The 23,803-nt window shown below is 70.3% G+C and carries 24 protein-coding genes and 2 pseudogenes; 14 read left to right on the forward strand and 12 right to left on the reverse strand.

Annotation, left to right across the window (positions count from 1 at the left end; genetic code table 11):
* Positions 1 to 152: 152 nt before the first annotated feature.
* Complete coding sequence (locus ACFPZ3_RS44570) at positions 153 to 794, reverse strand: TetR/AcrR family transcriptional regulator (RefSeq protein ID WP_379520452.1); 642 nt, start codon at positions 792 to 794, stop codon at positions 153 to 155.
* 49 nt (positions 795 to 843) lie between these two features.
* Here ACFPZ3_RS44570 and ACFPZ3_RS44575 point away from each other — a divergent pair, with 49 nt between their 5' ends.
* The 4 genes from ACFPZ3_RS44575 (at position 844) to ACFPZ3_RS44590 (ending at position 5,767) form a co-directional block, all read left to right on the forward strand.
* Positions 844 to 2,250: a DHA2 family efflux MFS transporter permease subunit gene (locus ACFPZ3_RS44575; protein ID WP_379520453.1), complete on the forward strand. Its 1,407-nt coding sequence runs from the start codon at positions 844 to 846 to the stop codon at positions 2,248 to 2,250.
* The gene (locus tag ACFPZ3_RS44580) at positions 2,250 to 3,257 is read left to right on the forward strand and encodes a zinc-binding dehydrogenase (RefSeq protein ID WP_379520454.1); all 1,008 of its coding nucleotides are present in this window, start codon (positions 2,250 to 2,252) and stop codon (positions 3,255 to 3,257) included. Before ACFPZ3_RS44575 ends, ACFPZ3_RS44580 begins: the two co-directional genes overlap by 1 nt.
* Before the next feature lie 973 nt (positions 3,258 to 4,230).
* Complete coding sequence (locus tag ACFPZ3_RS44585) at positions 4,231 to 4,698, forward strand: hypothetical protein (protein ID WP_379520455.1); 468 nt, start codon at positions 4,231 to 4,233, stop codon at positions 4,696 to 4,698.
* A 64-nt stretch (positions 4,699 to 4,762) separates the two neighbouring features.
* The gene (locus ACFPZ3_RS44590; protein ID WP_379520456.1) at positions 4,763 to 5,767 is read left to right on the forward strand and encodes a hypothetical protein; all 1,005 of its coding nucleotides are present in this window, start codon (positions 4,763 to 4,765) and stop codon (positions 5,765 to 5,767) included.
* 143 nt (positions 5,768 to 5,910) lie between these two features.
* Here ACFPZ3_RS44590 and ACFPZ3_RS44595 read toward each other — a convergent pair whose 3' ends face one another.
* The 3 genes and pseudogenes from ACFPZ3_RS44595 to ACFPZ3_RS44605 form a co-directional block, all read right to left on the reverse strand.
* On the reverse strand, positions 5,911 to 6,369 hold the full coding sequence (locus ACFPZ3_RS44595; protein ID WP_379520457.1) for a hypothetical protein: 459 nt from the start codon (positions 6,367 to 6,369) through the stop codon (positions 5,911 to 5,913).
* Entirely contained in the window at positions 6,366 to 6,641 is a 276-nt protein-coding gene (locus tag ACFPZ3_RS44600) for a site-specific integrase (protein WP_379520458.1), read from the reverse strand. The genes ACFPZ3_RS44595 and ACFPZ3_RS44600 overlap by 4 nt, the downstream gene beginning before the upstream one ends.
* 107 nt (positions 6,642 to 6,748) lie before the next feature.
* A pseudogene (locus ACFPZ3_RS44605) lies at positions 6,749 to 7,224 on the reverse strand (MmyB family transcriptional regulator).
* A gap of 15 nt (positions 7,225 to 7,239) precedes the next feature.
* Between ACFPZ3_RS44605 and ACFPZ3_RS70345 the strand changes: the two are divergent.
* Both ACFPZ3_RS70345 and ACFPZ3_RS44610 read left to right on the forward strand, forming a co-directional pair.
* Positions 7,240 to 7,353 (forward strand): annotated as a pseudogene (locus ACFPZ3_RS70345) (SDR family NAD(P)-dependent oxidoreductase); the annotation flags it as partial.
* A 32-nt stretch (positions 7,354 to 7,385) separates the two neighbouring features.
* A complete protein-coding gene (locus ACFPZ3_RS44610; protein WP_379520459.1) occupies positions 7,386 to 7,595 on the forward strand; it encodes an SDR family oxidoreductase in 210 nt (69 codons plus the stop codon).
* On the opposite strand, the gene ACFPZ3_RS44615 is transcribed toward ACFPZ3_RS44610, so the two are convergent.
* Positions 7,582 to 7,764 carry a hypothetical protein gene (locus ACFPZ3_RS44615; protein WP_379520460.1) on the reverse strand — a complete coding sequence of 61 codons (183 nt, stop codon included), beginning with the start codon at positions 7,762 to 7,764 and terminating at the stop codon, positions 7,582 to 7,584. The two genes, ACFPZ3_RS44610 and ACFPZ3_RS44615, sit on opposite strands and share 14 nt — an antisense overlap.
* Before the next feature lie 495 nt (positions 7,765 to 8,259).
* Here ACFPZ3_RS44615 and ACFPZ3_RS44620 point away from each other — a divergent pair, with 495 nt between their 5' ends.
* Positions 8,260 to 10,590, forward strand: a complete 2,331-nt coding sequence (locus ACFPZ3_RS44620; protein ID WP_379520461.1) for a polysaccharide lyase 8 family protein — start codon at positions 8,260 to 8,262, stop codon at positions 10,588 to 10,590.
* A 27-nt stretch (positions 10,591 to 10,617) separates the two neighbouring features.
* On the opposite strand, the gene ACFPZ3_RS44625 is transcribed toward ACFPZ3_RS44620, so the two are convergent.
* From ACFPZ3_RS44625 to ACFPZ3_RS44640, 4 genes are read right to left on the reverse strand one after another with little or no spacing between them, the layout of a single operon-like run.
* Positions 10,618 to 11,298 (reverse strand): 4-carboxy-4-hydroxy-2-oxoadipate aldolase/oxaloacetate decarboxylase, encoded by a 681-nt coding sequence (locus ACFPZ3_RS44625; RefSeq protein WP_379520462.1) that lies wholly within the window; start codon positions 11,296 to 11,298, stop codon positions 10,618 to 10,620.
* 40 nt (positions 11,299 to 11,338) lie between these two features.
* Positions 11,339 to 11,923, reverse strand: a complete 585-nt coding sequence (locus ACFPZ3_RS44630) for an NAD(P)-dependent oxidoreductase (RefSeq protein WP_379520463.1) — start codon at positions 11,921 to 11,923, stop codon at positions 11,339 to 11,341.
* A gap of 8 nt (positions 11,924 to 11,931) precedes the next feature.
* Entirely contained in the window at positions 11,932 to 12,954 is a 1,023-nt protein-coding gene (locus ACFPZ3_RS44635; RefSeq protein WP_379520464.1) for an L-idonate 5-dehydrogenase, read from the reverse strand.
* A 13-nt stretch (positions 12,955 to 12,967) separates the two neighbouring features.
* Positions 12,968 to 13,744 carry an SDR family oxidoreductase gene (locus ACFPZ3_RS44640; RefSeq protein ID WP_379520465.1) on the reverse strand — a complete coding sequence of 259 codons (777 nt, stop codon included), beginning with the start codon at positions 13,742 to 13,744 and terminating at the stop codon, positions 12,968 to 12,970.
* A gap of 157 nt (positions 13,745 to 13,901) precedes the next feature.
* On the opposite strand from ACFPZ3_RS44640, the gene ACFPZ3_RS44645 reads away from it, so the two are divergent.
* The 7 genes from ACFPZ3_RS44645 to ilvA all read left to right on the forward strand — a co-directional run bounded on the left by ACFPZ3_RS44645 (position 13,902) and on the right by ilvA (position 20,309).
* Positions 13,902 to 14,906 carry a LacI family DNA-binding transcriptional regulator gene (locus ACFPZ3_RS44645; protein WP_379520466.1) on the forward strand — a complete coding sequence of 335 codons (1,005 nt, stop codon included), beginning with the start codon at positions 13,902 to 13,904 and terminating at the stop codon, positions 14,904 to 14,906.
* Positions 14,907 to 15,012: 106 nt separating this feature from the next.
* Entirely contained in the window at positions 15,013 to 15,264 is a 252-nt protein-coding gene (locus tag ACFPZ3_RS44650; protein WP_379520467.1) for a DUF4387 family protein, read from the forward strand.
* Positions 15,257 to 16,915, forward strand: a complete 1,659-nt coding sequence (locus tag ACFPZ3_RS44655; RefSeq protein WP_379520468.1) for an FAD-binding dehydrogenase — start codon at positions 15,257 to 15,259, stop codon at positions 16,913 to 16,915. The genes ACFPZ3_RS44650 and ACFPZ3_RS44655 overlap by 8 nt, the downstream gene beginning before the upstream one ends.
* A 154-nt stretch (positions 16,916 to 17,069) precedes the next feature.
* Positions 17,070 to 17,435 (forward strand): VOC family protein, encoded by a 366-nt coding sequence (locus tag ACFPZ3_RS44660; RefSeq protein WP_379520469.1) that lies wholly within the window; start codon positions 17,070 to 17,072, stop codon positions 17,433 to 17,435.
* Positions 17,436 to 17,440: 5 nt separating this feature from the next.
* Entirely contained in the window at positions 17,441 to 18,460 is a 1,020-nt protein-coding gene (locus tag ACFPZ3_RS44665; protein ID WP_379520470.1) for a sigma-70 family RNA polymerase sigma factor, read from the forward strand.
* 117 nt (positions 18,461 to 18,577) lie between these two features.
* A complete protein-coding gene (locus ACFPZ3_RS44670; protein WP_379520471.1) occupies positions 18,578 to 18,808 on the forward strand; it encodes a hypothetical protein in 231 nt (76 codons plus the stop codon).
* Between the two features lie 250 nt (positions 18,809 to 19,058).
* Positions 19,059 to 20,309 carry a threonine ammonia-lyase IlvA gene (gene ilvA / locus ACFPZ3_RS44675; RefSeq protein ID WP_379520472.1) on the forward strand — a complete coding sequence of 417 codons (1,251 nt, stop codon included), beginning with the start codon at positions 19,059 to 19,061 and terminating at the stop codon, positions 20,307 to 20,309.
* Between the two features lie 9 nt (positions 20,310 to 20,318).
* Here the strand turns inward: ilvA and ACFPZ3_RS44680 are convergent, their stop codons facing one another.
* The 3 genes from ACFPZ3_RS44680 to ACFPZ3_RS44690 are packed head-to-tail and all read right to left on the reverse strand — an operon-like array spanning position 20,319 to position 23,674.
* The gene (locus tag ACFPZ3_RS44680) at positions 20,319 to 21,329 is read right to left on the reverse strand and encodes a lysylphosphatidylglycerol synthase transmembrane domain-containing protein (protein ID WP_379520473.1); all 1,011 of its coding nucleotides are present in this window, start codon (positions 21,327 to 21,329) and stop codon (positions 20,319 to 20,321) included.
* Positions 21,326 to 22,408: a glycosyltransferase family 2 protein gene (locus ACFPZ3_RS44685; protein WP_379520474.1), complete on the reverse strand. Its 1,083-nt coding sequence runs from the start codon at positions 22,406 to 22,408 to the stop codon at positions 21,326 to 21,328. The genes ACFPZ3_RS44680 and ACFPZ3_RS44685 overlap by 4 nt, the downstream gene beginning before the upstream one ends.
* 42 nt (positions 22,409 to 22,450) lie before the next feature.
* Complete coding sequence (locus ACFPZ3_RS44690; RefSeq protein WP_379520475.1) at positions 22,451 to 23,674, reverse strand: endonuclease/exonuclease/phosphatase family protein; 1,224 nt, start codon at positions 23,672 to 23,674, stop codon at positions 22,451 to 22,453.
* Positions 23,675 to 23,803: the final 129 nt, after the last annotated feature.

Below are 23,803 nucleotides of genomic sequence, written 5' to 3' on the forward strand. Positions count from 1 at the left end.
CAACTTCCATCCCCGCGATGCGTCTGGCTGCAATTCCCTGGCGAAGGCCGTGCGTGCAGCTGTGGGCCAGGGATCGGCGCCTTTTGCGGCGGCCTCGAATGCTCAACCATCGAACGGCCACTGGGCCGCCGGGCGCCAGCAGGTCCTGCTCGTCAGGCGGGCTGAGAATGTGCCGCGAAGCCGTCGAGCAGCAGGTCGGCGACCTGGGGTCCAATGGTGGCGGGGTCGGTGCGCAGGGTGCGGGCGAATCTGGTGACGACGTGCAGAGTGCCGGTGATGGCTTGCGGGAGCAGCTCGGGTGGCAGGTCGTTGCGGAGCAGCCCTTCCTGCTGGCCGCGTTTGACCAGGGCGAAGACGGCTTGGTGCATGCGTCGGGAGGCCGGGGGCGGCGAGGGGCGGTGGGAGTCGGTGGGCAGGGGCTGCCACTCGGCGCTGACCGCCAGCACCGGGTAGCGCTGGATGATCGCGGCCATTTCGATGATGAGCGCGCGCAGGGCGGCGCGCGGGTCAAGATCGCTGCTCAGAGCGTTGGTGATGGCCTGCTGGGCCTCGGTGGCGGCGCTCTCGAAGATGGCCAGGCGCAAGGCCTGACGGTTGCGGAAGCGGCGGTAGACGGTCATGCGCACCAGTCCGGCCTCGTCGGCGATGCGTTGCATGGTGGCGTTCGGGTCCTCGGCCAGCACCCGGGCGGCGGTGGACAGAATCAGGGCATCGTTGACTCGGGCGTCGCTGCGCGATCTCCGACGGCGAGTCGAAGGCGCAGGCGGGGTCGGGGGCCGAGACGCGGAGCTCACCCATTAAATGTTACACATCTGCCTCAGGTAGTGGCCTAGCTTCTGCGGCATGTCCACTCGATCGACAACGCAACACGAGCGTATCGACCCGTACCTGCTCAAGCTGGGCCTGGTTCTGGTGCTCGGCATCGTCATGAGCATGCTCGACACGACCATCGTCAACGTGGCGCTGGACACACTCGGCCAAGATCTGGACGCCGGCCTGGCCACGACCCAGTGGGTGGTGACCGGCTACATGCTGGCCCTGGCCGTGGTGATTCCGGCCACCGGATGGTTGACGGATCGGTACGGCGCCAAACGGCTGTTCGTGCTGGGTGTGGGTCTGTTCACGGCCGGATCGGGCCTGTGCGCCGCGGCCTGGGACGTGGACAGCTTGATCACCTTCCGCGTGGTGCAGGGCATGGCGGGAGCGTTGCTGATGCCGGTCGCGCAGACCATCCTGGCCAGGGCTGCCGGGCCCGAGCGGATGGGAAGGGTGATGACCCTGGTCGGTGTGCCCGCACTGTTGGCACCGATCCTCGGGCCGGTGGCCGGCGGGCTCATCGTGGACCACCTGACTTGGCGCTGGATGTTCCTCATCAACGTGCCGGTGGGCGTGGCGTCGGTACTGATCAGCCTCCGCCGGCTGCCTGCGGACCCGCGCCCGGGCCAGAGCGGGCAGCGGTTCGACTTCGGTGGGCTGGCGTTGCTGGGGCCGGGCCTGGCGTTGCTGGTGTACGGGCTGTCCGGGGCGGGCCGCGCCGGCACCTTCGACGATGCCGGGGTGTGGGGTCCAATGGCAGGTGGAGCGCTCCTGGTGGCCTTGTTCGTCGGATACGCCGGTGCGCGGGGGGAGCGGGCGTTGATCCCTTTGGCCTACTTCCGCGATCGCGCGTTCGCCAGCGCCGGCACCGTCGGCTTCATGATCAGTATCAGCGTCTTCGGTGTGATGCTCCTGCTGCCGCTGTACTACCAGCAGATCCAGCACGACAGCGCCCTGTCCGCGGGTCTGCTGCTGGCCCTGCAGGGTCTGGGCACCGCCGTGTCCATGCCGGTCGCCGGCGCGCTGGCCGACAAGGTGGGCCCGCGTCGCGTGGTGGTGACGGGGATGACGCTGGTGGCGCTCGGCACGCTGGTGCTGACCCAGGTGCAGGCCGGCGTGCCGTCCTGGGCGGTGGCCGTGGCGCTGGTCGTGCGGGGCCTGGGGTTCGGCGCCGCCATGATGCCGGCGATGGCGGCCGGCTACCGCAACCTGCCCGCCTCGGCGGCCGGGCACGCCAGCAGCGTGCTGCAGATCTTCTCCCGAGTCGGCGGCACGATCGGGGCCGCGCTGATGGCGGTGATCCTCGCCCAGGCCGGCGACTTCGGTATTGCGCTCTGGTACGCCACCGCCATCACGGCCGCGGGCGCCCTGGGCGCGCTTCTCCTGCCGGGCGGCGACACCGTCCCGGCTCACACCCAACCGAAGGAGCAATGATGATCAGCAGAGAGATCCACCTCGTCCGCCATCCCGAAGGCGAGCCCGGCCTTGCGGACTTCCGCCTGGTGGAGACCCCTCTCCCCGCCCTGGGGGACGGTCAAGTGCTGGTACGCAACCGATACTTCGCGCTCGCCGCCGTCATGCGCACGCTGATGACCGGCGCCGACATCGGCATGCCGCTAGGTACCTACCGGCCCGGTCATGCCCTGTTCGGCTCCGCGCTGGGAGAGGTGGTAGACGTCGGAACGGCCGCCGACGGCGACCTGCGCCCGGGCGATCTGGTCATGCACCATTACGGCTGGCGCGACCACGTCGTCGAGTCTGCCGAGCGCTTCCGCCGGGTGCCTGCCGGGGCGCTGCCCGATCCGACCCTGCATCTCAACCAGGGGCTGACCGCGTATGCCGGGCTGGTCCGGGTGGCCGCGATACGTCCGGGTGACATCGTGTTCGTCTCCGGCGCCGCCGGCGCGGTGGGCACCATGGCCGGCCAGATCGCCCGGCTGAAGGGAGCGGGCCGGGTCATCGGTAGCGCCGGCTCCCCGGACAAGCTCAAGCTGCTGACCGGCAGACTCGGCTACGACGCCGCGTTCGACTACCACGAACCCCCCGTCCTCGACAGGTTGCGCGAGGCAGCCCCGGACGGCATCGACGTCTACTTCGACAACGTCGGCGGCGAGCAACTCGCCGCGGCGTTGGAGTTGGCCAGGCCCGGCGCCCGATTCGCCTTGTGCGGGGCGCTCCAGGACCAGCTCGGCGGCACCAGCGCCGCGGTTCTGGTGGACCCCGCCGAGATGATCGGCAAGAGGCTCACGCTGGCCGGGTTCCACGTGGCCGACCATCGCGACCTGCAGGGGCCGTGGCTGCAGGACTTCGGCGGCTGGGTGCGCGCCGGGCGCATCGAGGTGCCGCAGGTGGTCGTGCCCGGGTTGGAGGCCGCGCCGGGCGCGCTGCTGTCGCTGCTGCGCGGCGAGTACGCCGGGATGGTCGTGGTATCGGTGGTCTGAGCAGGATGCGGTAACGCGCCGAGCGGGCCTTCTCGTGCACCGTCATCGGGATGGCTCGACCTCCGTTTCCCGTCTCCTGCGGGACGGCAGGGACGGGATGCCGAGGCTGACGATCGGTCGCCGTGCCTGGCGCTCTGCGACGGTCGAGCATTTTCGGGCTGACGCTCAGCATCGGGCAGCGGATGCAGGCGTGCTCGTGCTGGCATGGAGTGCCGTAGGGCCTGCCGCAGGAACCCAGCTCGACCTTGCGCTTGTCGAAGTGTTCCTCGAACTCTCGCCATTCCTCAGGGCTGGTCGGGCGGTATTCGTCGCCGAGGCGCAAGGCACGGCGGTTGGCGAGGCAAGCGGTGTAGTGGCGGACGACGTCCTCGTCGAAGACGGCGACGTAGCCGCGGGTGGTCTGGATGTTGAGGTGCCCCAGCAGAGATCATCGCCACGCCGCACACGCCAGATCGACTCACCCGGCTTGAGCGCCCCGACCTCGTCGAGATAGCGCGCCAGCCGCACGAACGCCTGCGGCGACGCCGGCACCGGCTGCCGAAGCCGCGTTCCCTTTGAGAGGCGGTTCGCGAGTTGATGTCCCTTTGACCGCTTGCGCTGCATGAGGAGGGCTGGTCAAAGGGCTCGTTGCCGGGCTATGGATGCGGCTGAGCGAACAATCCCGGCTCCCTCTCCGCGATGATGCCCAGGCTGACCAGGCGTTTGAGCTTGGCGCGGGTGTTCTCGATGTTTCTTACGCGCCAGGGGCAGGTCCAGGGCCAGGCAGAGGTCGCGCGCTCGTGCGGGCCAGGCCGGTGTTGGTCATGAGGGTGAAAATCTGCTGGTGGGCGGGGTGGTCGGGGACCGCAGGGAGCCGGTATGCGGCGGGGGTGCTGGGTCACGCGCATAGTGGACATACCACCGACATACCGCCCATCCCTAAAGTGGCCCTTCGTCCGTACCGAATCACCCCAGACGAAAGGGCGTCATGCGAGTGACAGGCATACTTCGGAAGACCGCGATCTTCGGAGCTCTGGGGGTGGCTTTGTCGATCATGCCCACGGCCGGCGTCTCGGCCTCGGCGACCTCCGCCTCGGGGCAGCGGGAGCTCAATGACAGCTGCGTAGAGTGGGACGACTACGAAGGGCAGCTCAGGGTCTTCTACACGCCGAACGGCTACGCCGACGTTGTCGACGAGATCAAGTACTGGCTGGGCACCGAGAACAACAAGGACCTTGGCAAGAAGAGCAACGTGAGATTGAGAATCCGCGAGTCCCTGGCCGATCGGCCCGACAAGACGCTGTGGGAGTGGAATTCCGGAGACAACGTCAAGCCAGGCTGGCACAAAGAGAAGACCTGGCGGCAGGTGGAGTACAAGAAGAGGTGGCATGTCGACGCCAAGTTCGTCTTCGATGTCGGCGGCATCGACCCGAAGTGCACCGCCACCACCGGTAATGCCTGACGCCACGTGACGGGTGTGCCGCGGGCGGCGCGGCACACCCTCTCTCCCAGGAGCAGAATCTGTGATGTCCCGAGCCGCGCTCGCCCTGCTGGTGTTCCTGACCGGCTGCAGCGCCGCGACCGCTCAGCCGGAGCCCGACGCGCGGCCGCCGGCGATCGTGGCCGTGTCCGCGGAGGGTGTCGTGGTGGCCGACAACCGGGCCGAGGCGTTCTACGGTCTGGACCGGTCGGGCAGGGAGCTTTGGCGAGACCCCGCCGCGTACGCCGGGGGCGCCGACGTGATCTGCCAGGCGCGCTGTCCCAACCCGGTGTTCTCCGGCTCAGCGGAGGCACCGGACCCCGAGCCACGTTCCCTCTCGGGCGTGTTCGCGCAATCTGGCGCCCGGATCAGGCGAGTGCTGACAGCACGCGATGCCTCGGACGCCGTGATCGTCGAGAGCGACGGCGCGGAAAAGGGCAGCCTGCGCCTGATCCGGCCCTCGGGCAAGGACGTGCGCATCCCACTGAACGGCGCCTTTTCCTGGGCGGAGGACGCGTCCAGGAACACCGCGGTCGCGACCTCCGGCAAGCAGGCGCTGTGGTTCCGGCACGACCGGCGGGGTTGGCGCAAGGTGGCCGGCAACACGTTCGACGAACCGGTCAGGTCGCTCTGCGCATCGGGCGCCACCGCGGTGGTCAAGGGGGAGCGCGCCTATGTGCTGACCGGCTCGGGCAAGCCGGTACCGATCACCACGAGCCTCCCGGTCGTCGCCGGATGCGCCGCCGGGACGCAGGGCCTCGTCGTGTACGCCTACTGGCGCGACGGAGGCAGCAGGCGGTTCACCGGCATCAGCGGCGTCGACTCCCTCGGCAAGCAGACGTGGTCACGCGAGATAGCCGACGAGGCGCAGATCCGTGCCCATCCGTCCGGCACAACCTTCGTGATCACGTACGGTGGTGCGGCCGAGGTGATCGACCCGGCAGGCCGTACGGTGGCCAGACACTCGGGCACCGCCTCGGCCGCCTACACCGCGGACGGTGAGCTGGCCCTCCTGACCACCGAAGGAAAGCTGCGCTGGCTGGCCCATTAGGCGGTCGCGCGCGAAACTCGTGGCGACGTCGATGGTCATCCCGCGACAATCGCCGATGTGGAGAAGGCCGAGGACGTCGTCGCCCATCACGAGCACGCGACCTCTGCCTGGCCCTGGACCTGCCCCTGGCGCGCCAGCCCTCCTCATGCGGCGCAAGCGGTCAAAGGGAGATCAATCCGCGAACCGCCCTCTGAGATCACAAAGATCTGCCGCCCGGCCCAATCGACGTCCTCCGGAGTCACGCCCAGCAACTCGGCAGCACGAGCCCCGCTGGAGACGGAAAACTCCAGCAACGCCCGATCGCGCTCGCAGCCCATCGCCTCGAACAGCTCATCCCACAGCCGGTCGGGGATCGCCCGCGGCGGCCGGTCGGGAACCTTCTGGCGGAGCCGGGCCCGGCCTGTCACCGGCTTCGGCTCCAGCGGGCTCAGGTGGGACAGGGCCCGCCGACGCTGGGGGGAGGAGGGCACTGGGTTGATAACTGGTCCGTGACCGCGATGACCGTGGAACTCGTAGAAGCCGCTCACCACGGACAACGCGTGGTTGACCGTCCGCTTCGCGTACCCCTGTGCCAGCGTCGGTTTGCCCGTGCGCAGGTTCACCGACCTGGCTCCGGCACGCCCGGCGTCCGGCGGCGCCGCTGAGGGTTGGGGGCGCTGCGCAGCCATCCCACCATGGCCGCGACGTCCGCCTCGGTGGCTCGCTCCCAGTGCACTTCCAGTATCCACAGGAGCCGGAACCATCGCAGCAGGCCGTACGCATGGCTACGGCAGGTCAGTGGGCTGCAGTCGCTCAAGGCAAGGTCCTCCAGGTACTCGGTGACCGGGCGGAGCTCCTTGGCGGCCCGGTCGAGAACGACGAACGGCGGATGCATCCGCGCCACCTTGGTGACGGAGCCGACGCTCGGGACTCGCCCGCGACATCGTCGAGTTCTTCCGCGCCTATCGGTGAACGCCGAAAAGTTGTCCGACGGGCCGGACCTTACCTGCGCGGTTCGCTCTGGTGCCGGGTGGCGTGGATGGAGCCGAGGAGATCGAGGGCCTGGGCACTGGGGCTGCCCGGTTCGGCATGGTAGATCACGAGCTGCTGTCCAGGGGCGTCGCGTACGTCGAAAGCCTGGTAGGTGAGCGTGAGGGGCCGACGTCGGGGTGCAGGAAGTGTTTGGCGTCCTGGGTCTTGCCGTGTACGGTGTGGGCGTTCCAGAGGCGGGCGAAGTCCGTGCTCTGGCCGGTGAGGGTGCGGACGAGGTCGGCCAGGTGCGAGTCGTCGGGGTCGAAGCCGGCTGCCTGGCGGAGGTTGGCGACGACGGCCTGGGCCGCGCGGTCCCAGTCGGTGTAGAAGCTCCGGCCCGCCGGATCGAGGAAGGTCATGCGGGCCAGGTTGTCCGCAGGATCGAACGGAGCGTAGAGGGCGTCGGCCAGCGCGTTGGTGGCCAAAATGTCCAGGGTCCGGTTCATCACGAACGCCGGTGTGTGGGCGCCATCGTGAGCACGGGCTCCTACGTCTGCACCGTCGGGATGCCGGACGGTGCCGCCTACGCGGCGTCCAAGGGCGCCTTGGCCCAGCTCACCAAGGTCCTCGCGTCGAGGGCGGCCCGCTGGGCATCCGGGCCAACCTCGTGGCCGCGGGCGTCATCGAGACCGACTTCCTCGACACCTTCCGCCCGGACAGCCGCGCGTACCTGGCCTCCTTCGCCGGCGCCCAGCCGCTCGGCCGGGTAGCCCAGCCCGAGGAGATCGCCGAGGCGCTCTGCTTCCTCGCCTCACCCCGCGCCAGCTTCATCACCGGTGCCGTGCTCGCCGCCGACGGCGGCTTCACCGCGATCTGAGAATCATGAACACGATGGCGATGATCAGTGCCGGGATCCACAGTGATCGCATCGTCATGTCCGGCTCGTGCGATTGTCCTCGCCCCGAGAAGGGCGGCATGCCGATCACATAGAGATCACGGGCTGAGTCGGAGACAGAGTCCGGCATGTCCAGGTAGAGGATGATCATCCGCTGGCGGACGATGTCGATGAACTGCCCGACGGGTCCGCTCCAGCCGTAGGTGTCGAGGAACAGCCGCAGCCTTCGGGGGGCGAACGCGGTTGAAGCCTTCCGCTGCCACGACGTCGCGGGCGTGCAGCGGCACCCAGGCGAAGGCGAGGTCCCACTCCGGTGTGACGAGAGCGGCGAAGTCCCAGTCGGAGAAGCCGACAAGGCGTCCATCGGCCCAGGCCGCGTTGTAAGGGCGGCGTCGTTGTGGCCGACGATCAGATCGGGTCGCCAGATCCCTCGCGAGTGAACGTCTCGGTTCGCCTGCTGGATGTCAACTGGCGAGTCGTCGGGCCTGGGCGGGCCACCTTTCCGACGGCCAGCTCAGCGACGCGGTCCCGCACCGGCGGCTCCAATACGCTTCATGGCGATAGTGGCGTTTCAGCCCGGAGGCCTGGGCGTGTGGAAAGATATGATCTTTTCATCTGGTAACTGCCCGATTGTCGGAAGGCTTCCATGACCCACCCCCTCAGCCGCCGGTCCGCCCTGCTGGGCACCGCGGCCGTGGCCGGCCTCGCCCTGTGGGACGGACCGGCGGAGGCGGTCGGCGCCGCCGCGTTCGACGCCGCGCGTGAGCGGTGGGTGGGCCTGCTGGCCGGCGGGTCGTACAACGCCGCCTACGCCGAAAAGACGCAGGCGGTCGAGGGCTCGGCCAATGCGGTGCTGCGCAAGCTGAAGCCCGCCCCCGGCCGCCCGAGCCTGTGGCCCGACCTGCCGCTCGAGGACCCCAGGACGGGCAACTTCAACCGCGCCTACAACCGCATGCGCACACTGGCGCTGGGCTGGGCCACGCCCGGCACCGCCATGCACCGGGACATGCGGGTCGCCGAGACCGCGGTCAGTGCGCTGGACTTCCTGTACGAGCACGCCTACCACGAGAGTCTCGACCGGCACGGCAGCAACTGGTTCTGGTGGGAGATCGGCGTCCCTCGCTCGCTGACCGACACCTGCGCCCTGCTCTACGACGGCCTGCCCAAGGACCGCCTCGAGCGCTGGCTGCGACCGCTGCGCCGCTGGTGCCCCGACCCGGAGCGCCGCGTCAGCCACCCCGGCGTCGTCGAGACCGGCGCCAACCGGGCGAGCAAGGCCATGGCGGTGGCGATGCGCGGACTGCTCACCCACGACGCACAACTCATCAAGCGGGCCAAGGACGCGGTCTCCGACCTGCTGCGGCCGACCGCCGGCCCAGGCGACGGCTTCTACCATGACGGATCGTTCATCCAGCACGACATCTACCCCTACACCGGCAGCTACGGCGTGGAATACCTGGCGAGCGTGGCCAAGCTGATCGCCATGCTCACGCGGTCGCCATGGGAGATCACTGAGATCGGGAACGTCTACGACATCGTGGACCGCTCGTTCGCGCCGTTCATCTTCGACGGGCTGATGATGGACTGCGTACGCGGCCGGCAGGTCTCCAGGCAGGGCCACCGTGACTACCACTCGGGCCAGGAGGCGGTCGAGGCCATCCTCACCCTGCTGGGGGCGGCGCCCGAGCCCTACGCCCAGCGCTGGCGGCCGATGGTGAAGGGCTGGCTCGCCCGCAACCAGGCCATCCCCTACAACACGGTCGCACCGCTGGGGAGCATCGCGGGGGCCAGGGCCCTGCTGGAGGACCCGTCGGTGCCCGTCGGCCCGCGCACGACGGGCACGTACGTCTTCGCCGACATGGACCGGGTCGTGCACCGCCGTCCCACCTGGGCCTACGCGATCGCGATGAGCTCGGAGCGCATCGGCGCGGCCGAGGCCATGAACCAGGAGAACCTGCGCGGCTGGTACACCGGCGACGGCATGACCTACCTCTACACCGGCGACCTCACGCACTGGAACGATGACCTGTGGCCCACGATCGACCCGTACAGGTTGCCGGGCACGACCGTCGACCGCCGCGGACGCGCCGATCTCCCGCACGGCAAGCGCCGCCGGCCACCCACCCCGTGGGCGGGCGGCGTGGCGCTCGACGGCGAGTACGGCGTGGCGGCCATGAAGCTGATCGCCGACGGCTCCTCGCTGCGGGCCAAGAAGGCGTGGTTCCTCCTCGATGACGCGGTGATCGCCCTCGGCACCGGCATCGCCGCCTCCGATGGCCGCCGCATCGAGACCATCGTGGAGAACCGCAACACCCACGACACGCATCCACCACTGTCCCGGGGGGACGGCTGGGTGCACCTGTCCGGTGTGGCCGGTTACGCGTTGCTCGACGGCGCCGATGCGCAGGTGATCCGCAAGAAGCGCACCGGCCGCTGGCACGACATCGACAAGGGCGCCACCACCAGAGGCGACAAGACCCCCGTCACCAAGCATTACACGACGATCCTCATCGACCACGGCGTCGATCCGCGCAAGGCACGCTACGCCTATGCCGTGCTGCCCGACGCCTCCGCCGAGCAGACCGCGGCGTACCGCGGGCGGGTGGAGATCCTCGCCAACTCCGGAGCGGTGCAGGCCATCTCCCGCGACAACATGCTCGCCGCCGTCTTCTGGCGCGCGGGTACCGTCGAGACCGCGGACGGCCCGCTCGCCGCCGACGGACCGTGCACGCTGCTGATCCGCCGCGACAGCAAGGAGGTGCGGCTCGCGGTCTCCGATCCCTCCAGGACCACCGGTGAGGTACGGCTCGCGGTCTCCGACCCGTCCAGGACCGCCGACGAGGTGAAGATCACGCTGCCCTGGCCGGTGACATCGGTCGAGAAGAGCGACCGCGGCGTGCGCAAGGCCGAGAGCGCGGTCAAGGTGGCGGTCGGGGGCAGCCGCGGGCACGCCCACACCGCGGTGGTGCGCGCCTGAACCTCCGGGGCCGATCGCGCGGGGCGCCTATGAGGACGTGGCCGCCGGGGAGTCGAACCCCTTGCCCGCCAGGACCTCCGTGAGGTTCGAGACCTCGATCGGCGTCATCCCGGAGCGGTACCGGGCGATGAGGTCTCGCTCGCTCCGGACGCGTTCCTCCGACGACTCGACGGCGAAGGCGAGGTCGGCACGGCGTACCACCACGACGCCGTCCGCGTCGCCCTTGACGAGGTCGCCGGGCCGGATGAGCTGCCCTCCGACCACGACCGGCTCGTTGAGAGCGCCGATGGTCTCCTTGACCGTGCCCTTGATCGACACCGACTTGGAGAACACGGGGAACCCGAGCGCCACGATGTCGCGGCTGTCGCGCACGCCCGTGTCCGTGACGAGGCCCGCTATGCCGCGCGACTGCGCCGCGTTGGCGAGCACGTCGCCGAACGACCCGGCCTCGGCATAGTCGCTGGCCGAGACCACGATGACGTCGCCGGGGGCGGCGTAACTGATGGCGACCTGCAGCATGAGATTGTCGCGGGGAGCGCAGACCACGGTGAACGCCGGGCCGCACAGCTCCATCGCGGCGTCGATGGGCTTGATGTCGGAGTCGAGTGCCCCGGCGCGTCCCTGAGCCTCGTGGATCGTGGCGGCGGAGTACGAGGCGAGCCGGGCGATGAGGTCACGATCCGAACGGGAGATGGGCTGAGAGGTCATGTCTTTTCTGGACTCCATGTTCACTTGATGGCGCCGGCGGTCATGCCGCTGACGAGGAAACGCTGGCACGCCATGTACAGGACGACGACGGGCGCGCGTGCTGGACACGCATGCCGAAGCCGGTTCCGCGCCGGGCGACAGCCTGGCCGATCTCGCCGTACCCGACCAGCCCCAGCGTCGCGCCCGTCACGTCCAGCCCGAGGTAGCCGTCCATGCGGGACTCGGTCCAGCCGCCGGTCAGGAGGCTGCGGGCGGCGGCCCCCAGGCGCCGCCGCGCCATCAGGATGAGGGCGAAGGCGAGGTCGGCGGTGGTCTCGTGCAGGATGCCCGGCGTGTTCGTCACCACGATGCGGCGGCTGTGCGCGTCCGCGACGTCGATGGCGTCGTAACCCGCGCTGGACAGCGCGAGAACGCGCAGCCGATCGCCGGCGTCGAGGACCGACGCGTCGAGGTGGTCCCCGTTCTGGCACAGCAGCGCGTCCGCGCCCGTGACGAGGTCGCGCAACTGTTCGCTGGTCGGAGGCTCGTCATGCGGCCACCGGCGGACGTCGGCGACGCGGGCGAGACGCTCCAGGCCGTCTCCGGGCAACGTCGGGCGGGAGATCGCGGCCACCGGCCTCGTCACGGCCGGTGTCATCGTGCCGCCCCCAGGTCGAGGAGCACCTTACAGGCGCGGCGGCGGTCGGCGGCCAGCGCGAAGGCCGTCCGCGCGTCGGCCAGCGGGACCGTGGCGGTGACCACCGCGTCGACCGGCAGCCCGTCGGCCAGCAGGGCCAAGGCCTCGTCGAACTCGCCGCCGAAGCGGAACGCGCCGGACACGGTCAGCTCGCGGGTGACGACGAGGTTCCCTGGAAACGGCGCGTCGCCCGGGGGCAGCAGGCCGACCAGGACCACCGTGCCGCCTCGCCGTACCCGGTTCAGGCAGGTGCCGAGCGCGGCGGCGGCGCCGGAGGCCTCGATCGCGACGTCGTACTCCGACGGCAGGGCGGTGTCATCCGCCAGGACGGTCGCGGTCGCCCCCACCTGCCCGGCGACCGACAGCGCCTCCGGCAGCAGGTCCGTGATCGTCACGTCGGCGGCGCCGTACTCCCGGGCCACGGCCGCCACCAGGCAGCCGATCGGGCCCGCGCCCGTGATCAGGACCCGCCGTCCGGTGATGTCCCCGGCCCGCCGCACGGCGTGCAGGGCGACCGACAGCGGTTCGGCCAGGACCGCGCGGGCGGAGGAGAGTTCGCCGGGCAGCGCGCGCAACTGCGCCGCGGGGACCGTCACTCGGTCGGCGAACCCGCCCTGTACGTGCGGCATTCGCGCGGCGCTGCCGAGGTAGCGCACGTCACGGCAGACATTGGTATGCCCCGACCGGCATTCAGGGCACAGTCCGCAGGGGGTCGCCGGATGCACCGCCACCCGCGTGCCAAGAGGCGGGGCGACGGCGCCGGGTCCGGCCCCGGCCACGACGCCGACCACCTCGTGGCCGAGCGTCATCGGCTCTCGCACCAGGAAGTCGCCGACCCGCCCGTCCCGCCAGTAGTGCAGGTCGGAGCCGCAGATGCCGCCGAGTTCGACCGCCACCGACACCTCACCGGGACCGGGTGGCCGCTCGGGGACCTCCTGCACCCTGAGGTCGCCCGCGGCGTGGATCACGCAAGCACGCATGTGGCCTCCTCCTTCACAGGACCGACGACATTCCGCCGTCGACATAGATGATCTGGCCGTTCACGAAGTCGCTCGCGGGGGAGGCGAGGAACAGCAGCGCCCCGATCAGGTCGCCCGGATCGCCCCACCGGCCCGCGGGCGTGCGCCGTCGTACCCATGCGGTGAAGTCGGGGTCGTCGACCAGCGGCCTGGTCAGCTCGGTCCGGATGTAACCCGGGCCGAGCCCGTTCACCTGCAGGCCGTGGGGAGCCCAGTCCGCGCACATGCCCTTGGTGAGCATCTTCAACGCCCCCTTGGTCGCCGCGTACGCCGCGATGCCGGGCCGCGCCACCTCGCTCTGCAGCGAGCAGATATTGATGATCTTGCCGTGGCCGCGCGGGATCATGCGCCGGGCTGCCGCGCGGCCGACCAGGTAGGCGCTGGTGAGATTGGTGTCGAGCAGGTGCCGCCAGGCGTCGTCGGGGAAGTCCAGCAGCGGCGCGCGGTGCTGCAGCCCGGCGTTGTTGACCAGGATGTCCAGAGGGCCGGCGACCTCCTCTGCCGCCGCCACCCCGCGGCTGACCGCTTCGGCGTCGGTCACGTCGAAGGCGACGGCGTGCACCGTGCCGCCGGTCGCGTCGGCCAGCTCGCCCCGCGTCCGGTCGAGCGCCGCCGTGTCCCGTCCGTTGACGACGACGGCGCAGCCCGCCTCCAGCAGGCCGCTCGCCAGCGCGCGGCCGATGCCTCGGCTGCCTCCGGTGACCAGGGCGACCCGGCCCTCGATGGCGAACAGCGGGGAATGAGAGGCCATTGCCGGTACTCCCTGAAATCACTTCGGTGGCCCCCTCCTGTGAGGAACGACCCGTTGGCTGGCGAAGCTACCCGCTCGGCAATATTTGCAGCAAGAGCGTTGCCAAAATTTGCCATGGCTCGCACAATGAACGCGGAGCGGTGATCAAGGGAGCGATGTGGCTGTCACCCGAGGAAGAACCAAGAGCGTCACCATGGCCGACGTGGCCGAGGCGTGCGGGCTGGCGATCTCGACCGTGTCCCGCGCGCTAAAGAACCCGGACCGGGTGAGCGAGTCCACCCGCGACCTCGTGCTGCGCACGGCACGCGAACTGGGCTACGGCCAGTCCCCGCGCCCGGCGGACGTGCGGGACCCGGGGAACTCGATCGCCCTGATGCTGCCCAACCTCGCCAACCCCTACGTCCTGGATCTCATCCGGGGCAGTCAGGGGCAGGCGCAGGCCGCCGGATACCACTACCAGCTCGTCAACTTCATGGAATCCGTGCAGCTCGAGGCCGATTTCCTGCGCGCTCTGTCCTCGGCGGCCGGCGGGATCGTGTTGTCGTCGCCCCGATCCGCGAACGCGGTGTTACAGGAGGCGGCGGGCAAGGTGCCGCTGGTGGCCATCAACCGGGCCGTCCCGGGTGTGCCCTGCGTCGTCGTGGACAGCAGCGCGGGTCTCGCGAACGCGGTCGAGCACCTTGCCGGGCTCCGCCACACGCGGATCGCCTACGTGCACGGGCCGCCCACCTCGTGGTCGGACCAATACCGCTTCCGTGCGATCCGCGCGGCGGTGAACCGGCACGGGATGAGCTGCGCCGAGCTGGGCCCGTTCTACCCCTCCCTGCAGACGGGCTCGGCCGCCGCGGACGCGGTGCTGCTCAGCGGGGCGACGGCGGCCATCTTCTTCAACGACGTGCTCGCGCTCGGAGCGCTGACCCGCTTCGCCGACCGCGACGTGGCGGTGCCCGGCGACATCAGCGTGATCGGTTGCGACGACGTCTTCGGGACCACGTTCTCCTCCCCTCCGCTGACCACCGTCACCGCGCCGGGGGAGATCATCGGGCGCGCGGCCACCGACGTGCTGATCACCAACATGACCGGCACGACGCCGGTGCAGAAGGTCGAGCGGTTCACCGCCCATCTCACCCTGAGGCAGACGACGGGTCCGGCTCGTTCCTGACCGGCGGAGGTCGAACGGGGCCCGGCCTACGCATTCGTGCTCAACCACGTCGTCGATAGCATCACGCCCACCGGTATGTTCCGCATCGAATACGGAGACAACCACCATGGCTGACACCACGGCGCCTCGTGCGGCGCCTCCGAGCACCGTCGGCGACCTCGCACTCGAGGTCAGGTCCAAGAACGCCGGCACGATCCAGATGTTCCGGATCCCGTCGCTCAACGTCGTCAAGACCTCCTTCCCGCGACCCGTCTCGCAGGGATCGCTGTGGGACCGCGACATGCACGCCGGCCAGCACCACGTACCCCTCGCCGTGCTCCGCGTGCCGGTCACGACCGCGAGCGTGAGCCGTGGCTGACGCCGACATCATCGTCGTAGGGGCGGGCCTGGCCGGCCTGGTGGCCGCCGCCGAGGCCGCCGACGCCGGCCGATCGGTCGTGCTGGTGGAGCAGGAGGGGGAGCAGTCGCTGGGGGGCCAGGCGTTCTGGAGCCTGGGCGGCCTCTTCTTCGTGGACAGCCCCGAGCAGCGCCGGATGGGCATCAAGGACTCGCGCGAGCTGGCCTGGCAGGACTGGCTCGGCAGCGCGCAGTTCGACCGCGAGGAGGACCGCTGGCCCCGGGCGTGGGCCGAGGCGTACGTCGACTTCGCCGCCGGCGAGAAACGTGCCTGGCTGCGTGAGATGGGGCACCGGATCTTCCCGGTGGTGGGCTGGGCCGAGCGCGGCGACGGCCGCGCCGAAGGTCACGGCAACTCCGTCCCGCGCTTCCACATCACGTGGGGGACGGGACCCGGTGTGATGGCGCCCTTCGAGCGCCGCGTACGCGCCCATGCCGACGGCGGACGCATCCGCTTCGCCTTCCGCCACCGGGTCGACGCTCTCGTCGTCGAGGGCGGTGCGGCCGTCGGGGTACGCGGACAGGTGCTCGAGCCGACGGACGCGGAGCGAGGGCGCCCGACGTCGCGCATCGCCATCGGCGACTTCGAGCTGCGCGCCCAGGCCGTGATCATCACCAGCGGTGGCATCGGCGGCGACCACGACCTGGTCCGCAAGGTCTGGCCGGCCCGGCTGGGGCCGCCGCCGCGGACGATGGTGTCCGGGGTGCCGGCGCACGTGGACGGCCGGATGCTGGGGATCACCGAGGCGGCCGGCGCCCGGGTCGTCAACCCGGACCGGATGTGGCACTACGTCGAGGGTCTGCGCAACTGGGACCCGATCTGGGACAACCACGGCATTCGCATTCTCCCCGGCCCCTCGTCGCTCTGGCTCGACGCCACCGGCAAGCGGCTGCCCGCACCGTACTTCCCGGGCTTCGACACCTTGGGAACGCTGCGTCACCTGCGGCAGACGGGCTACGACTACTCGTGGTTCGTGCTCACCCAGAAGATCATCAAAAAGGAGTTCGCGCTCTCGGGATCCGAGCAGAATCCCGATCTCACCGGCAAGGACATCAAGCTCGTCCTGTCGCGCGTCAGGGGCGGGGCGCCGGGGCCGGTGGAGGCGTTCAAGCGGCACGGCGCGGACTTTGTCGTCGCCGACAACCTCACCGACCTGGTCGCGGGCATGAACAAGCTCGCAGACCAGGACGTACCGGCGATCGAGGAGCCGGCGCTCCGGTCCCTCGTCGAGGCACGTGACCGTGAGATCGACAACGCGTTCACCAAGGACGCGCAGGTGACCGCGATCCGGGGCGCGCGCAACTACCGCGGCGACAGGCTGAGCCGGGTGGCGACCCCGCACAAGCTGCTCGATCCGAAGGCGGGGCCGCTGATAGCCGTGCGGCTGCACATCCTGTCGCGCAAGATGCTCGGCGGTCTCGAGTCCGACCTCGACGGTCGATGCCTGCGTGCCGACGGCAGCCCCTTCCCCGGGCTCTACGCCGCGGGAGAGGTCAACGGGTTCGGCGGCGGCGGAATGATGGGCTACAACGCCCTTGAGGGCACGTTCCTCGGGGGATGTCTCTTCTCAGGACGGGTGGCCGGGCGAGCCGCGGCCCAGGCGCTGGGCTGATCGTCGAGCTCCCGCCGGACGCGATCCGCCTCTTCGGACCCGCCTGACCTGGGGGGCGGCGTCTGGCATCCGTATACCTGCCGCCTTGACCGATTCCTTTCGCAGGGGCGCGGAGTCCATAGAGGTGACGGCAATCCGACCGAAAGGGCCGATCATGATGGAGACGACGGAGATTCGGCTGGGCGGCCTGGTGCTGGGCAGCGACGATCCGGAACGGCTCAGCGACTGGTACCGCGAGGCGTTCGCGCCGGCGGCCGGATCGGGGACGGTGCTGATGGTGGGCGGCGGCCGGTTGATCTTCGACCGCCGTGATGATCTTGAGGAGAGAACGCGGGAACCGGGCCGGATCCTGATCAACCTCTACGTCGGAGACATCCGGGCGGTCGTCGCCCGTCTGCGGTCGCTGGGCGTCACGCAGTGGATCCGCCCGGTGGAGGAGTTCGGGCCGGGACTCATCGCCACCGTGGAGGATCCGGTGGGGAACTACGTGCAGCTCGTCGAGCTCGCCGCCGGGCAGTGACGCGGATGGGCGCGGCGGTGATGCCCGACGGCGACCTCTTCGCGCGGCTGACCAGCCCCTACCGGCCGGAGCTGCTGGCCTACTGCTACCGCATGCTCGGTTCTGTCCACGACGCCGAAGATCTCGTGCAGGAGACGTACCTGCGCGCGTGGCGCTCGTACAGGGCGTTCGAGGAGCGGGCGTCGCTGCGTACCTGGCTCTACCGGATCGCGACCAACCTCTGCCTCACCGCGCTGGAACGCGGCAAGCGCAGGCCGCTGCCGTCGGGTCTCGGCGGGCCCGCCGACCCCGAGGACCCGCTGGCGCCGCCGCCGGAGGTGAGCTGGCTGGAGCCCTTCCCCGACCGGCTGGTCCACGCCGGTTCCGGTGATCCCGCCGCCATCGTCGCGGCGCGGCAGAGCCTGCGGCTCGCCCTGGTCGCCGCTCTGCAGTATCTGCCGCCGCGCCAGCGCGCCGTGCTCATCCTGCGCGACGTGCTGGCGCTGCGCGCCGCGGAGGTCGCCGCGTTGCTCGGCATCTCCGTCCCCGCGGTGAAGAGCGTCCTGCAGCGCGCCCGAGCCCAGCTCGGTCAGGTGACACCCGCCGAGGACGACACGACCGAGACCTCCGGCGCGTACCAGCGGGAGCTGCTGGACCGCTATGTCGCGGCCTTCGAGAACGCCGACGTCGCCGCCCTGATGGGGCTGCTGACCGAGGACGCCGTCCTGGAGATGCCGCCCGCACCGACCTGGTTCGCCGGCCGCGAGTCCGTCGGCCGATTCTTCGGGTCCCGCGTTCTCACCGAGCCGGGCGCCTTCCACCTGGTGGCGACCGCGGCCAACGGGCAGCCCGCCGCCGCCATGTACGAGCGCGGCCCGGACGGCGTCCATCACGCGCACGCCGTGACGGTCCTGTCGGCCTCCGGCGCGGGGATCGCCCGCATCGTCGCCTTCCGTGACGAGGACCTGTTCGCACTCTTCGCACTCCCGCGGACACTTCGATGGCGCAGTCACTCAACAGGGGCAGGCCCAGCGCGAACGCGATGATCAGCAGGAGGGATCGGGTCATAAGATCAATAGTCCAGTACTGCGGGGCACGACGACGAACGGACACCCGGTGACATACACACGCCAGGAAGTCAGGAAGAACGGGCTGGTGGCGGCATGAGCGGCCTTGGGAGGTGGAGCCTCGGTAGCGGCGTCGGGCTCCTGGTCGTGGCCGTGCTGTGCGCGGTGCTGAACCTGATCCCGGTCGCGGTGATCACCGGCATCCTGGCGCTGATCGCGCTCGTCATGGCGGGGAACGACGCGATCTACAACTGGCTGGACCGGGCCGGCCCGCGCCGTCGGGAAGCCAGGGCCCGCCGGGAAGATGAAGGCCGCCAGGGCCGCTGAACGGAGAGCCGGATCTCGTCCCGCACAGGGATCGGGAGGAACTTCACCGTCTCCGTTGAAAGGTGCCGCGGGAATCGCGCGGCCTGGTGGGATCGTTGTTATCGGTGTGCTCGCCTGGCGACGGGCGACGTTTCGATCGCGTGTTCGGCTTTCGCCGTTCCCCGGGCCGGCCCCAGATCCCGCCACCAGCGCCGCCGCCACGTGACGCCTTGCTACCATCCTTTGATCCACCGCTACACCAGGAGTGTGCATGACCGACCGTATCTCCGCCGCAATGATCAGTCAGGCGGCCGAACGGTTGCGGCCGGTGGTGCGCCGTACCGCGCTGGAGCCGAACCAGCGGCTGTCCGACCTGCTCGGCAGTCAGGTGCTGCTCAAGCGCGAGGACGCGCAGGTCTGTCGTTCCTACAAGGTGCGCGGAGCGTTCAACCTGATCGCCTCACTCACGGAGGAGGAGCGGCGGCGCGGCGTGGTCTGCGCGAGCGCGGGCAACCACGGGCAGGGCGTCGCGTTCGCCTGCGCGCGTCTGGGGATCAGCGGTCGCGTGTACGTCCCGTCCACCACACCACGGCAGAAACGCGAGCGCATCGCGGCATTCGGCGGCGACCGGGTGGAGGTCGTGGTCGGCGGCGGCACCTACGACGAGGCGAGCGACGCCGCGCACGCCGACAGCGAGCACACCGGCGCGATCTACGTGCATCCGTTCGACGACGTCAGGACGATGGCCGGGCAGGGCACGGTCGGCCTGGAGATCCTGGCGCAGTGCGAGGAGGAGCCGCACACCGTGGTCGTCCCGGTCGGCGGAGGCGGCCTGATCAGTGGCATCGCCGTCTGGCTGCGCGAGCACTCACCCGGCACCCGCATCGTGGGCGCGGAACCCGCCGGAGCGGCCAGCATGCGCGCCGCCCTCGACCACGGTGAGCCGCTCGCCCTGCCCGAGCTGGACACCTTCGTGGACGGCGCCGCCGTCGGAAGGGTGGGGGACATCACGTTCCCCCTGGTCAAGGACCTGGTCGACGAGATCGTCTCGGTCGATGAGGGCGCGGTGTGCACCGAGATGCTGGATCTCTACCAGACCGACGGCATCATCGCCGAACCCGCCGGAGCTCTCGCGGGTGCCGCGGCTCGTGAGCTCGTGCCCTACGCCTCCGGGCAGCCCGTGGTGTGCGTGGTGTCGGGCGGCAACAACGATGTCAGCCGGTACAACGAGGTGCTGGAGCGCTCTCTTGTGCACATCGGGCTGAGGCACTACTTCCTGGTGACCTTCCCGCAGCGCCCGGGCGCCCTGCGTCACTTCCTGGATGAGGTCCTGGGGGAGGGCGAGGACATCATCGCCTTCGAGTACGTCAAGAAGAACAACCGCGAAACCGGCCCGGCGCTCGTCGGCATCGAACTCGAGCGGGCCGGCGACCTCGACAGTTTCCTGTACAGAATGAAGGCCAGCCCGCTCACGGTGGAGCGCATCCCACCCGGCTCGCCACTGTTCACCTTCATTCTCTGACCCGGCTGGTCAGCGGCTCCCGCTCCGGGGCGGCACCGCGGGCTGAGGGATCTCCTGCGGCTCGGGTCGTCCGCGGCGGATGAGGTACTCGGCGATCGCGAGGGCGGCCGCGCCGAGCAGCACCTCACTGACGGTGGAGACCAGACGGCTGGCCAGGGCCACCGCCGCGGCGGCCGGGGCGGGCAACACCACGGTCAGCGCGGCCGTGAGCACCGCCTCGCGGACGCCGATCCCGTCGGGGATGAACAGGCTCGCGATGCCGATCGAGGTGGCGAGCGTGAACGCGCCGACACACAGCGCGAGCGAGCGGGACGGAGGCGCTCCCATCGCGATGGCCAGGGGCCACAGGTGCAGTCCTGTGACCATCCAGGACAGGCTCTGCCAGGCGACCGCGAGCCGCACCCCCCGGACGGAGGCGGCATTGGCCGCCGCGGGCCGGCGCAGCAGCCGCAGCAACAGCGCGGAGCTGTGGTTGACGATCTGCGGGCGCACCAGGACGAACACGATCAGCACGGCGGCTCCGGCCAGCCACGCCGCCTGCGCCCCCAGCATCTGCACGCCCGCGAGCAGCCCGACCGTGAACCCGCTCAGCAGCACCAGGCTCATGACGAGCGCCGCCGCGGTCATCAGCCGGCCGAAGGTGACGCCGTTGGCCGTGGCCACCTTGGTGGTGGCGATCATGCCGGGCACCCTTCCCGGCACGTACTTGGACAGGAAGCCGACGAAGAAGATCCGCACCACGCGCGGCTCGCTGACCGGAGGGCCGAGCTCCAGCAGCACGACCCGCCAGGCGAGGAACCCGAGCGACAGTCCCGCCATGCTCGCCAGCACCGAGCCGCCGAGCAGGAGGCTGATCTGCCCGGCGTCGCGCCGGGTGAACAGGACACCGACCACGCTCCAGTCCAGCCGCGACATCGTCCAGGCGATCGCGGTCACGACGGCGAGGGCGAACGCGGCGGCCAGCGCCCGCTTCAGCGGACGCGGCAGCCGCGGCAGCCGGGGCAGTCTGATCGATCTCACTCGCGCGCCCCGGCCGACGGCGCCGGGGACAGGCCCGTCCTGACCGGCTCTCCCTGCCGGCGGCCCAGCTCGTAGACGACGCGCAGCAGCCCCACGCAGGCGCCGAGGAAGAAGGCCGTGTGGAAGCAGAGCTGCATCCAGCCGACCCACAACCCGAAGCGGACGCCCCGATATCGGCGGGCGAAGCCGATGAACCTGCGGTTCATGAAGAGGAACACGCCGAGCGTCGCCGCCGGCACGACCAGCAGCCAGGGGCTGACGAGCGGGAGCGGCAGGGTGAGGAACGTGGCCGTCGCCGAAGCGGAGGAGACCCGGGGTGGTTTGCGACGCTTGTGCTGGCCCGTTCCGATCATTGAGAGGTGGAAGCCGACCTTGCCCTCACCACGCAGCCGCCGCGCCCGCAACATGATCACCGGCAGCGTGGTGGACCGGAGGAACCGCTCCGCCAGGCATCCCCAGAACCGGTCCTCGTCGTCGGCCTTGGTGACCACGGAGGTGGTGACGACCAGCCGGTAGTGGGCCGGGACGCGCGTGCCGAACTCGAAGTCCTCGCCGTCGCGCAGCCGTTCGTCCAGCCCGCCCGCCTCCTCGAAGACGTGGCGCGGGATCAGGGTGCAGGACAGGAACGTCGCCGTGGTCCGGCTGCGCTCGTAGTGCTCGCACAGAACCCGGTAGCGTTCGACCCAGCCGTCGTCGTACAGCGGCTCGATGTCGTAGATGCCCTGGACCATGCCGCAGTCCGGCGTCTCCCGATACGCCTTGACCGCGTTGTGTATCGCGTCGGGGGCGAGTGCCGTGTCGGAGTCGACGAAGAACAGCAGCGGGGCCGAGCTGCGGGCCACCCCGAGGTTGCGGGCCCCCGCCGGCCCCTGGTTGCGCGGCGACCGGACGATCGTGCACGGGAACCGCCGGGCTATCTCCAGCGAGCCGTCGGTGCTGACGTCGTCGACGACGATGACCTCGACCGGGCGGTAGGTCTGCGCGTACACCGACTCCAGGCAGGCCCGCAGGGTCTTGCGCTTGTTGTAGTTCGGTACGACGACCGCGACGTCACCATGCCAGGCCACCTCGTCAGGCATATCTTTCCCTTCGTTGGTCGGGCGCGCCAGTCAGTGGGCCGGTCAGGACACCGACACGAGCATGCGCTGGGCCCGATGGTCGGACAGCCCTTCCGCGCCGGGCAGGTCGTAGCGGTGCACGGTCACGTCGGGGCTGGTGAACAGCCAGTCGATCCGCCACAGCTCGGCGGTCCCGGCCAGGTAGGTCGCCGGATAGAGGGACGAGAGCGCGGGCGTCCTGTCGATCAGCCGCTCGGGGAGCAGGCGCAGGATGCCCATCGCCGGGGAGGTGTTCAGGTCGCCGGAGAGCACGACGGGATGGGGGTTGGCCGCGATGTCCGCGCCGATGGCCAGGAAACTCGCCTCCCGCCGCAGGGTCCTGCTGAAGGCGATGTCACGGGACCCGGCGTCGTACAACCGCCATTCGAGCGGGGGCTGGGAGATCTGGCCGTCGTAGAAGCTGACGACCTCGCCGTTGACGTCGATGTCGGTGCGCAGCGTCTCGACCGTGTAGCCCTCGGGCCAGCCCCGCAGCGCCTCGGGGGTCTCCTTCTGGTCGGCCGGCAGCCAGGGGCGCAGGTCCAGGCCGCGGTGCCCGACGATCGGGAACCGCGAGAGCGTGATCTGCTCGCCGGACACCGCGACGTGGTAGCCGGGGAACTCGCGGCGCAGCTCGGCCAGCTTGTCGATGCGCATCGCCAGGTCGGCGGTCCAGCGCTGGGACCGCATGTCTCCCGCCCTGGTGTCCACGTACAGGTACTCCGTCAGCAGGTAGACGTCGGCGTCCAGCTTGTGCAGGTAGGCGTAGAACTCGGGGGAGTACCGGTCGCCCTCGGCGGTGCGCCAGTCCTGGTCCCAGAACTCGGTGTTCCAGGCGGCCACGGTGATGGCTCCCGGGCCCGCGGGCGGCGGCGCGTACCAGAGGGTGGCGTAGTTGACCCCGCTCCGCCCGGCGCCCAGCACCACGGTGACCACCAGCAGTGTCATGATCCGCCAGCGCACGGGCCGGGCCAGCGGCGCCACGACCAGCAGCAGCGCGGGGACCGCCAGGAACAGCAGCGGCGGCACCAGCTCGATCGGCGCCCACAGCGAGGTGCGCCCGCTGGCCAGCAGGTGACAGAGCACGAAGAGCAGCCACGCCACCGAAGCGGTCACGACCAGTTTGGTGCCCAGGCACCAGCGGCGCCGCGGGCGGACGAAACGCCTGACACGTTCCGTCCAGGACCTTTCCCGCTGGGGCGGTGCGGGCATGAGCCGCTGCTTGATCACTGCGTCCCCGTCGCTCATCAAGTCCGTCCTCGTGGGTGGGCCGGCGTCGAACGTACTCGGGCGGCCTTGTCGCATCCTTGTCAGCGGCGGCGGCCGGGCGGCGGCGTCCGGCGCGACAAGAATGGGACAAGCCGCCGTGCCTAGCGT

The sequence above is a fragment of the Nonomuraea insulae genome, from assembly GCF_042656245.1.

Bases quoted from the DNA above. Each gene is read 5' to 3' on its own strand.
- ACFPZ3_RS44575 (WP_379520453.1), top strand. From the start codon at position 844: ATGTCCACTCGATCGACAACGCAACACGAGCGTATCGACCCGTACCTG.
- ACFPZ3_RS44580 (WP_379520454.1), top strand. From the start codon at position 2,250: ATGATCAGCAGAGAGATCCACCTCGTCCGCCATCCCGAAGGCGAGCCC.
- ACFPZ3_RS44590 (WP_379520456.1), top strand. From the start codon at position 4,763: ATGTCCCGAGCCGCGCTCGCCCTGCTGGTGTTCCTGACCGGCTGCAGC.
- ACFPZ3_RS44600 (WP_379520458.1), bottom strand. From the start codon at position 6,641: ATGCATCCGCCGTTCGTCGTTCTCGACCGGGCCGCCAAGGAGCTCCGC.
- ACFPZ3_RS44615 (WP_379520460.1), bottom strand. From the start codon at position 7,764: ATGATCATCCTCTACCTGGACATGCCGGACTCTGTCTCCGACTCAGCC.
- ACFPZ3_RS44620 (WP_379520461.1), top strand. From the start codon at position 8,260: ATGACCCACCCCCTCAGCCGCCGGTCCGCCCTGCTGGGCACCGCGGCC.
- ACFPZ3_RS44625 (WP_379520462.1), bottom strand. From the start codon at position 11,298: ATGACCTCTCAGCCCATCTCCCGTTCGGATCGTGACCTCATCGCCCGG.
- ACFPZ3_RS44635 (WP_379520464.1), bottom strand. From the start codon at position 12,954: ATGCGTGCTTGCGTGATCCACGCCGCGGGCGACCTCAGGGTGCAGGAG.
- ACFPZ3_RS44640 (WP_379520465.1), bottom strand. From the start codon at position 13,744: ATGGCCTCTCATTCCCCGCTGTTCGCCATCGAGGGCCGGGTCGCCCTG.
- ACFPZ3_RS44650 (WP_379520467.1), top strand. From the start codon at position 15,013: ATGGCTGACACCACGGCGCCTCGTGCGGCGCCTCCGAGCACCGTCGGC.
- ACFPZ3_RS44660 (WP_379520469.1), top strand. From the start codon at position 17,070: ATGATGGAGACGACGGAGATTCGGCTGGGCGGCCTGGTGCTGGGCAGC.
- ACFPZ3_RS44665 (WP_379520470.1), top strand. From the start codon at position 17,441: ATGGGCGCGGCGGTGATGCCCGACGGCGACCTCTTCGCGCGGCTGACC.
- ACFPZ3_RS44670 (WP_379520471.1), top strand. From the start codon at position 18,578: ATGAGCGGCCTTGGGAGGTGGAGCCTCGGTAGCGGCGTCGGGCTCCTG.
- ilvA (WP_379520472.1), top strand. From the start codon at position 19,059: ATGACCGACCGTATCTCCGCCGCAATGATCAGTCAGGCGGCCGAACGG.
- ACFPZ3_RS44685 (WP_379520474.1), bottom strand. From the start codon at position 22,408: ATGCCTGACGAGGTGGCCTGGCATGGTGACGTCGCGGTCGTCGTACCG.
- ACFPZ3_RS44690 (WP_379520475.1), bottom strand. From the start codon at position 23,674: ATGAGCGACGGGGACGCAGTGATCAAGCAGCGGCTCATGCCCGCACCG.